Source organism: Mycolicibacillus koreensis (assembly GCF_002104795.1).
Classification (GTDB): domain Bacteria; phylum Actinomycetota; class Actinomycetes; order Mycobacteriales; family Mycobacteriaceae; genus Mycobacterium; species Mycobacterium koreense.
Genome location: NZ_NCXO01000081.1, coordinates 1 through 7,184, shown reverse-complemented (window position 1 = coordinate 7,184; position 7,184 = coordinate 1). Strand labels below are relative to the sequence as shown.

At 69.5% G+C, this 7,184-nt stretch carries 8 protein-coding genes; 3 read left to right on the top strand and 5 right to left on the bottom strand.

Features of this window, described 5'->3' with window-relative positions; all coding sequences use genetic code 11:
* Nucleotides 1-159: 159 nt before the first annotated feature.
* Nucleotides 160-1,878, top strand: coding sequence for an IS21 family transposase (istA, locus tag B8W67_RS19645; protein ID WP_008720624.1), 1,719 nt, complete (start codon nt 160-162; stop codon nt 1,876-1,878).
* Nucleotides 1,875-2,684 carry an IS21-like element helper ATPase IstB gene (istB, locus tag B8W67_RS19640; RefSeq protein WP_006246577.1) on the top strand — a complete coding sequence of 270 codons (810 nt, stop codon included), beginning with the start codon at nt 1,875-1,877 and terminating at the stop codon, nt 2,682-2,684. Before istA ends, istB begins: the two co-directional genes overlap by 4 nt.
* Before the next feature lie 48 nt (nt 2,685-2,732).
* Here the strand turns inward: istB and B8W67_RS19635 are convergent, their stop codons facing one another.
* The 5 genes from B8W67_RS19635 to merA are packed head-to-tail and all read right to left on the bottom strand — an operon-like array spanning nt 2,733 to nt 6,582.
* Nucleotides 2,733-3,611, bottom strand: a complete 879-nt coding sequence (locus B8W67_RS19635; RefSeq protein WP_048472691.1) for a cytochrome c biogenesis CcdA family protein — start codon at nt 3,609-3,611, stop codon at nt 2,733-2,735.
* A gap of 3 nt (nt 3,612-3,614) precedes the next feature.
* Nucleotides 3,615-4,139: a TlpA family protein disulfide reductase gene (locus B8W67_RS19630; protein ID WP_006246580.1), complete on the bottom strand. Its 525-nt coding sequence runs from the start codon at nt 4,137-4,139 to the stop codon at nt 3,615-3,617.
* The gene (locus B8W67_RS19625) at nt 4,136-4,429 is read right to left on the bottom strand and encodes a mercuric ion transporter MerT (RefSeq protein ID WP_006246581.1); all 294 of its coding nucleotides are present in this window, start codon (nt 4,427-4,429) and stop codon (nt 4,136-4,138) included. The genes B8W67_RS19630 and B8W67_RS19625 overlap by 4 nt, the downstream gene beginning before the upstream one ends.
* A 31-nt stretch (nt 4,430-4,460) precedes the next feature.
* Entirely contained in the window at nt 4,461-5,120 is a 660-nt protein-coding gene (gene merB / locus B8W67_RS19620; protein WP_006246582.1) for an organomercurial lyase MerB, read from the bottom strand.
* Between the two features lie 37 nt (nt 5,121-5,157).
* On the bottom strand, nt 5,158-6,582 hold the full coding sequence (gene merA / locus B8W67_RS19615; protein ID WP_006246583.1) for a mercury(II) reductase: 1,425 nt from the start codon (nt 6,580-6,582) through the stop codon (nt 5,158-5,160).
* Between the two features lie 105 nt (nt 6,583-6,687).
* Here merA and B8W67_RS19610 point away from each other — a divergent pair, with 105 nt between their 5' ends.
* Nucleotides 6,688-7,077, top strand: a complete 390-nt coding sequence (locus tag B8W67_RS19610) for a heavy metal-responsive transcriptional regulator (RefSeq protein WP_006246584.1) — start codon at nt 6,688-6,690, stop codon at nt 7,075-7,077.
* Nucleotides 7,078-7,184 lie beyond the last annotated feature (107 nt).

Genomic DNA, 7,184 nt, shown 5'->3' with positions numbered 1-7,184 from the left:
CTGGCGGTGACAGTCTGATTCGGGACCAGTGTGACGGTCTGATTCGGGACCCACCCGGGCTTCGGCGTGGCGTCGTGACGGCTTGATCTGGACCCACTTCCGTGGCGTCAGGAGGACCCGCATCCAGCGGTCCTCGCGGCACCGGAAGTGGGTTTCGGGATGAGGGTGCGTGTGGAACTGTTCGCTGCGATCCGTCGGGACGCCCGGGTCGAGGGCATGTCGATCCGAGCGCTCGCACGCAAGCACCAAGTCGGACGCGGCACCGTTCGCCGGGCCCTCACGTCCGCGGAACCACCGCCGCGGAAGACCCCGGTGCGTTCCTCGCCCCGGTTGGATCCGTTCAAGTCGGCCATCGACGACATGCTCCGCGCCGACCTTGAGGCGCCGCGGAAGCAACGGCACACCGCCCGCCGGATCCACGTCCGCCTCATCGAGGAACACGACGCCATTGAGGTGTCGTACTCGACGGTTCGCGACTACGTCCGCATCCGCCGCACGCAGATCGGCCTCGAAGCTGGCCGCCGGGTCGAAGTCATGATCCCCCAGGAGCACGCGCCAGGCGCAGAAGCAGAAGTCGACTTCGGCGAGCTCTACGTCATCCTGGCCGGGGTGAAGACGAAGGTCTTCCTCTTCACATTCAGGTTGAGTTACTCCGGGAAGGCGGTGCACCGGATCTACGCCACCCAAGGCCAAGAGGCGTTCCTCGAGGGCCACATCGCCGCGTTCAACGAGATCGGCGGCATCCCCGCCCGGCACGTCCGGTACGACAACCTCACCGCCGCAGTCACCCGGGTCGTCAACGCGCGCGGTCGTGAGCGGGTAGAGAACGACCGCTGGGTGCTGTTCCGCTCTCACTTCGGGTTCGACGCGTTCTACTGCCAGCCGGGCATCGCCGGGGCACATGAGAAGGGCGGTGTGGAAGGCGACGTCGGCCGGTTCCGCCGCCAGCACCTCGTGCCCATGCCCGTCGTCGACTCGCTCGACGAGCTGAACGAGAAGGTCCGTGCCTTGGACGCCGCCGACGACCGCCGACGGATCTCGTCGCGGATCCGGACCGTCGGCGAGGACTTCGCGACCGAACGCGAGAACCTCGCGCCGCTCCCGGTCGAGGGGTTCGACCCCGGGCTGATGCTGAACCCGATGGTCGACCGCTCCGCGATGATCACCGTCCGCATGGCCCGGTACTCCGTCCCGGCGCGGTTCATCCACCGCCGCGTCCGCGTCTCCTTGCGCGCATCCGAGGTCGTCGTGTTCGACGGCCGACTCCAGATCGCCCGGCACGCCCGCGTCATCACAAGGGGTGGCCAGTCGGTGAACCTCGACCACTACCTCGAGGTGCTCAAGGGTAAGCCGGGCGCATTGCCAGGCTCCACCGCGTTGGCGCAGGCCCGCGAATCGGGGGCGTTCACGCCTGCGCATGAGGCGTTCTGGGCGAACGCCCGCAGGCGGCTCGGGGATGCGGTCGGCACCCGGGAACTGATCGACGTGCTCCTACTGCACCGCGCCATGGCCGCCGACGAAGTCGAAGCCGGGCTGCTCGCCGCAGTGAGCGTCGGTGCAGTCTCAGCTGATGTGGTCGCGGTCGAAGCACGCCTGCACACCACCCTCGCAGCGCCCACCGGGGCCAGTTCAGACCGTCATCCCGTTGCGCAGCCCAGCGATGGCGAACGACGAGATGGCGACGCCAAGCGCAGCCGGAAGGTCGTGTCCCTCACCGAACGCCTGCTGCTCGACCCGGCCGCGGTCATCGCCGGCCTCCCGCCCGACACCCGGCCGCTGCCGTCGATGGAGAAATACCAGCAACTGCTCGGCCGCCGCACCGGCACCGACCACCACCCCGACCCGATGAGTCCCGATGAGAGCGGAGCACCCCGATGAGCACAGTCACCAGCGTGACCACCACCTTGCGCCGCCGCCGCGGCCTGACCGAGGAAGCCGCCGTAGCGGCGGTCGACCAGGCCTGCCGGAGGCTCCGGCTCCCGACCATGCGGGCCCTGCTTGGCGACGCGGTCGCGGCGGCGAACAAGGACCAGTTGACCTACACCGGATTCCTCGCCGAGCTGCTCCTGGCCGAGTGCGACGACCGCGACCGTCGGTCCACCATCCGGCGCGTGAACGGCGCCGGGTTCCCGCGGAGCAAGTTCCTCGCGGACTTCGACTTCGACGCCAACTCGAACATCAACCCCGCCACCATCCACCAGTTGGCGACCGGCGAGTGGGTGCGGAAGGGCCAGCCGCTGTGCCTGATCGGGGATTCCGGCACCGGCAAGTCTCACCTGCTCATCGGCATGGGGACCGCAGCCGCGGAAAAGGGATTCCGGGTAAAGTACACCCTCGCCACGAGGCTGGTGAACGAGCTTGTAGAAGCAGCCGATGAGAAGCAGTTGGCCCGCACGATCGCTCGTTACGGCCGCGTCGACCTGCTCTGCATTGACGAGCTCGGCTACATGGAACTGGACCGCCGCGGCGCCGAACTCCTCTTCCAGGTCCTCACCGAGCGAGAGGAGAAGAACAGCGTGGCAATCGCGTCCAACGAGGGCTTCGCCGGCTGGACCAAGACCTTCACGGACCCGCGCCTGTGCGCGGCCATCGTCGACCGCCTCACCTTCGGCGGCAACATCATCGAAACTGGTACCGACTCCTACCGGCTGGCGTCGACCCGGTCAGGGAACGCGTCGCGGTGACGCAATCAACCGAGCCTGTTTCGTGCGCACGCCGCACCCGGTGGGCTGTCACTGCGTGCTGTCCCGCGTGGTCATCGGGCGCCCCCGAAGGATCCGGCGGCGTCGCTGGAGAACCCCGAGCGCCAGCACTACCAGCGCAGACGCGGCAGCGAGCGCGCCGATGAGTGTCGCCCGTGTCTGGATCCAGCTGGAGACCACCGCGGAGACGTCAGTGAGTCCGCCACCACGGCCCGCGGCGACCGGGGCGTCGCTGGTGGCCGCCGGGTACCAGTACCAGGCCAGATAGGCGCCGGTGAGCAGCAGGACGACAGCGGTGACCCGTGGGCCATGGCGGGCCAATCGCGCGACGTGGCGGGTGAGTCCGCTGCCTGCCGCGGCGGTGGCCAGGGCGAGCAGCAGCAGGACGGTCGCCGAGCCAGCAGCGTAGACACCGAAGACGAGCAGGAGCCCGGCATAGCTGTAGGTGGCCTGCGCCTGCGCGATGACCGCGAGGATCACCCCGAACGTGCACGACAGCGAAGCCAGCGCGTAGCCGACCCCAAACGCAGCCATCCGGGCAGTGGGTGGGAGTCCCGCGGCTGCCCGGCCGGGGATCCGAGGCACCCGCACCGAGACCGAGCGTCCGGCTAGCATCCACAGGCCGAGAACCACCAGCAGGATGCCGACGGCCAGGCCAAGCGACGGCGCGGCGCGAATCAGCCCTCGGGCGCCGGCGCTGACTACCAGGCCAGCTGCCGCGAGGGTGCCGGCGAACCCCACCGCCAACACGAGACCGGCCCGCAGCGCCCGCAGCAGCCGCACCGGGACCGTTGAGGCATCGGTGTCGCCGAGGGTGTGGGTGATCCAGGCCGGGAGTAGCGCGAACCCGCACGGGTTCACGGGCGCGACCATGCCGGCCGCGAAGGCGAGGGTGAGCAGTCCGCCCATGGGTCAGGCTCCGGCCTTTGCCAGTTCGGCGGTGATCGTCGCGGCGTCGGGGTCGGTGGCGCGGAAGGTCACCGTGCCGTCGGCGTCGACGACGATCAGGGTGGACAGAGCGGCCACCTCGAATCGCCGGGAGAGTGCCGCGCCATCGTCGATTGCGGCCGGTACGTGTTCGGCGTCGACGGACTCCATGAAGTCGCCGATCAGGGCCTTGGATTCGCCGGGGTCCATGTCGACGGCGAGGAAGCTTGCCACGGTGCCGGCGTTCTCGGCGGTGGTGGCGGCCTCGCCGAGGGACCGGACGCCGTTGACGCATTCGCCGCACCCGACGGAGAAGAAGAACACCGCGGTGGGCTTCCCGTTGGCGGGCAGGCTGATCTGCTGGCCATCGACGCTGGTCACGGTGGCGGGTGAACCGGAACCGGCGGTCGCGGGGTCGGCACTGTTGCCGCAGGCGGTCAGGGTCAGCGATCCGGCGGCGAGTACGGCGGCGATCGAGAGCGCGGCGTGGTGGCGGCGGGTGATTCTCATCGGTTCTGCTCGTCCTTCGGGTCGACGTTTTCGTTGGTGGGCATGGGCGGGCAGCAGCCGTGGCCGGCGGTGCCGCCGCCGCGGCGGGAGATGGCAATCAGCGCGAGGATCGCCAGGGCGATCCCGGCGCCGATGACCCACGGGTTGCGGAGGAACGCGCCGATACCGGCGATCGCGCCACCGGCGATGAGGATGGGGAGCAGGGCGCAACAGGCGACCATGAGCAGCGCGGCGCCGGCTCCGAGGAGCAGGCCGCTGCCTCCCGGGCGATCGTCGTGGTTGGACATCATCGGTGTTCTCATTCCCTTCAGTGGGTATGGGTCAGCAGCAGCTGTGGCTGTCGTCGGCCGCGGCGGGCGCCTGGAGGCGGTTGAGCAGGCCGGTGGCGAGGGCGGCCCCGATCCGGCACGCCTCGGCCACCGGGACCACCTCCGCGCCGGGGTGCTCGGCCAGCCAGCCCGCGGCGTCCTCGGGGGAGGTGAAGTAGTGCACCTGGTTGCAGAAGGAGGAACGGATCGAGGTGATCTGCTCCGGGTTCACCAGCGACACCACCGCGGTGGGCGGATCGACGCTGGTTGCACCTTCTGTGGGGTCGACGTTGACCCGAACCGGCTCGCCGCTGACCGGGGAGGCCGACTCCACCTTTGCCGGGCGGTCCAGCAGGGCGGGGAAGATCAGCGTGTCCAGCGCACACCAGGTGTAGAGCTCCTCACCGGCCACGGTGAACCGGTGCGGGGTGGGGCGCAGGGTGAGGCCCTGGCCGATGATCCGGCCCTGATCGTCGTACTCGGTGTCCGGCACCGCCGCGAGACCGCGCCGTACGTCATCGAGGGTGCGGCTCGCAGCCGCGGCGAGTTGCTCGACGGTGACGGGGTCGCCGTCGACGAGCAGCCGCAGCAGCGGGATCAGCAGGCCGGCGTCAAGGCCGGTCTCCTCGGGTCGGGTGAGTCGTTGGGGCAGTTGGGTGCTGAGGTCCGACATCGCGGATGCCTCCTTCGTTGAGTGGGGTGGGTGCGGGTCAGGCGCAGCAGGAGAGCTTGGAGACGTCGGTGGTGAAGGCCTTCGCGACGATCCGGATGCCCTCGGTCATGGTCAGGTAAGGCGCCCAGGCGTCGGCGACCTCGGCGATGGTCTTGCCGATGATGTGGACGCCCGCGGCGGCCAGTTCGCCGGCGTCCTTGGCGACCGCGGTCAGGCCGAGGATCTCGCCGGTGTCGGCGTTGGCGACCATCTTGATGAAGCCGCGGGTGTCCCGGTTGACCAGCGTTCGCGGCACGTATTCCAGCGGGAGCACCCGGCAGTCGCAGCGGATCCCGGCCGCGAGGACTTGGGCCTCAGTCATCCCGACTGCGCCGATCGCGGGACTGGTGAACGTGACCCGGGGCAGCCGCATGTAGTCCACCGACCGCTCGGCGTCGGTGAAGGCGTTCTCGGCGACCACGGTGCCGTGGTGGGCGGCGACATAGACGAACTCGGGGTGCCCGGTCACGTCACCGGCCGCCCAGATCCGCGGGTTGGAGGACTGCAGCTGGTCGGTGACCACGATCTCGCCGACCTCGCCAGTCTTCACCTCGACCGCGTCGAGGTTGAGCCCGTCGGTCACCGGTCGGCGGCCGAGAGCGACCAGAACCTCGTCGGCGCGGAACTCCTGCGCGCCACCGGAGACGTCCGCGGTCACCACCACCTGGCCGGTGGCGGCGTCGCGGGTCACGCGGGTCGGGACCGCTCGGCGGACCACCCGGATGCCCTCATCGGCGAAGACCTCCTGCAGCGCCTTGGAGACCTCCGACTCCTCCTTCGACGCGAGCCGGGACCGAACCAGCAGGGTCACCGTCGACCCGAGCCGGGCGAACAGCTGCGCCTGCTCCAGGGCCACGTAGCCACCACCGAGCACCAGCAGCGAGTCGGGGACCTCGGTCAACTCCATCGCCGTAGTCGAGGTCAGGTACCCGGCCTCCTCCAACCCTTGGATCGGCGGGGCCCAGGGACGGGACCCGGTGGCCACCAGGTACTGCGCTGCCTCGATGGTCTCGACGCTGCCATCCGCCGCGGCGACCTCGAGCAGGGGCGAATCCGGAGTGCCGGCGAACGCGGCGTTGCCGCGGCGGACCTGCCAACCGTAGGAGTCGGCGACGTCGACGTACTTCTCACCCCGCAGGGCCTCGACGAGATCCTGCTTTCCGCCGATCAGGGCCGGCATGTCCACCGCGCCCGCGACGCTGGCGATGCCCGGGAACCGGGTCGGCGCGTCCGCGGCCACGTGCCGGGCCTCCGCGGCTGCGATCAGTGCCTTCGACGGCACGCAGCCGGTGTTCACACACGTGCCGCCGAACGTGCCACGCTCGACCATCACCACCGACTTGCCCAGAGAGGTCGCACGAATGGCCGCCGCGAACGCACCGCCGCCGGATCCGATGATCGCGAGGTCGTACCTGGTCTGCATCCCGATTCCTCCCAGAACTGTTGGGAAACGCTCCTGATGCAGCGATACTGGACCTTCCAGTAAAGGGGAAGGTCAAGCGAGACCTGCGACACGATGGAGGCCGGGATGCGGATCGGAGAACTCGCCGAGGCGGCAGGCACGACCACCAAGACTCTGCGGTTCTACGAAGAGCAAGGGCTGCTGCCCCCGGCCGAACGCACACCGGCCGGCTACCGCGACTACACCCCCGACGCGGTCAGCCGGATCGACTTCGTCCACCGCGGCCAAGCGGCCGGGCTCACCCTCGCCCAGATCAAGCAGATCCTCGACATCCGCGACCACGGCCAAGCTCCCTGCGGCCACGTACGTGACCTGCTGGACGCGCGCCTTGCCGACATCGACGCGCAGATCGCCGACCTCACAACACTTCGCGACAACGTGGCTGCGCTCCGCGACGATGCAGCCCTCCCAGAGCCCGAAACCTGTAGCCCCGATCAGGTCTGCAGATACCTATAGCCCTCGCCACTCGGCAGTGACCACCGAGACCAAGGGCGTGATTAGCCGGTGCCAGGTGGGTCCCAGTCAGGCCGTCATCGTGGTCCCAGATCGGGTTGACACAGCCA

What these genes read in the sequence shown, in the direction of transcription:
- B8W67_RS19630 (WP_006246580.1), bottom strand. Translation starts at nt 4,139, where the DNA reads ATGAGAATCACCCGCCGCCACCACGCCGCGCTCTCGATCGCCGCCGTA.
- B8W67_RS19635 (WP_048472691.1), bottom strand. Translation starts at nt 3,611, where the DNA reads ATGGGCGGACTGCTCACCCTCGCCTTCGCGGCCGGCATGGTCGCGCCC.
- B8W67_RS19625 (WP_006246581.1), bottom strand. Translation starts at nt 4,429, where the DNA reads ATGATGTCCAACCACGACGATCGCCCGGGAGGCAGCGGCCTGCTCCTC.
- istA (WP_008720624.1), top strand. Translation starts at nt 160, where the DNA reads ATGAGGGTGCGTGTGGAACTGTTCGCTGCGATCCGTCGGGACGCCCGG.
- merA (WP_006246583.1), bottom strand. Translation starts at nt 6,582, where the DNA reads ATGCAGACCAGGTACGACCTCGCGATCATCGGATCCGGCGGCGGTGCG.
- B8W67_RS19610 (WP_006246584.1), top strand. Translation starts at nt 6,688, where the DNA reads ATGCGGATCGGAGAACTCGCCGAGGCGGCAGGCACGACCACCAAGACT.
- istB (WP_006246577.1), top strand. Translation starts at nt 1,875, where the DNA reads ATGAGCACAGTCACCAGCGTGACCACCACCTTGCGCCGCCGCCGCGGC.
- merB (WP_006246582.1), bottom strand. Translation starts at nt 5,120, where the DNA reads ATGTCGGACCTCAGCACCCAACTGCCCCAACGACTCACCCGACCCGAG.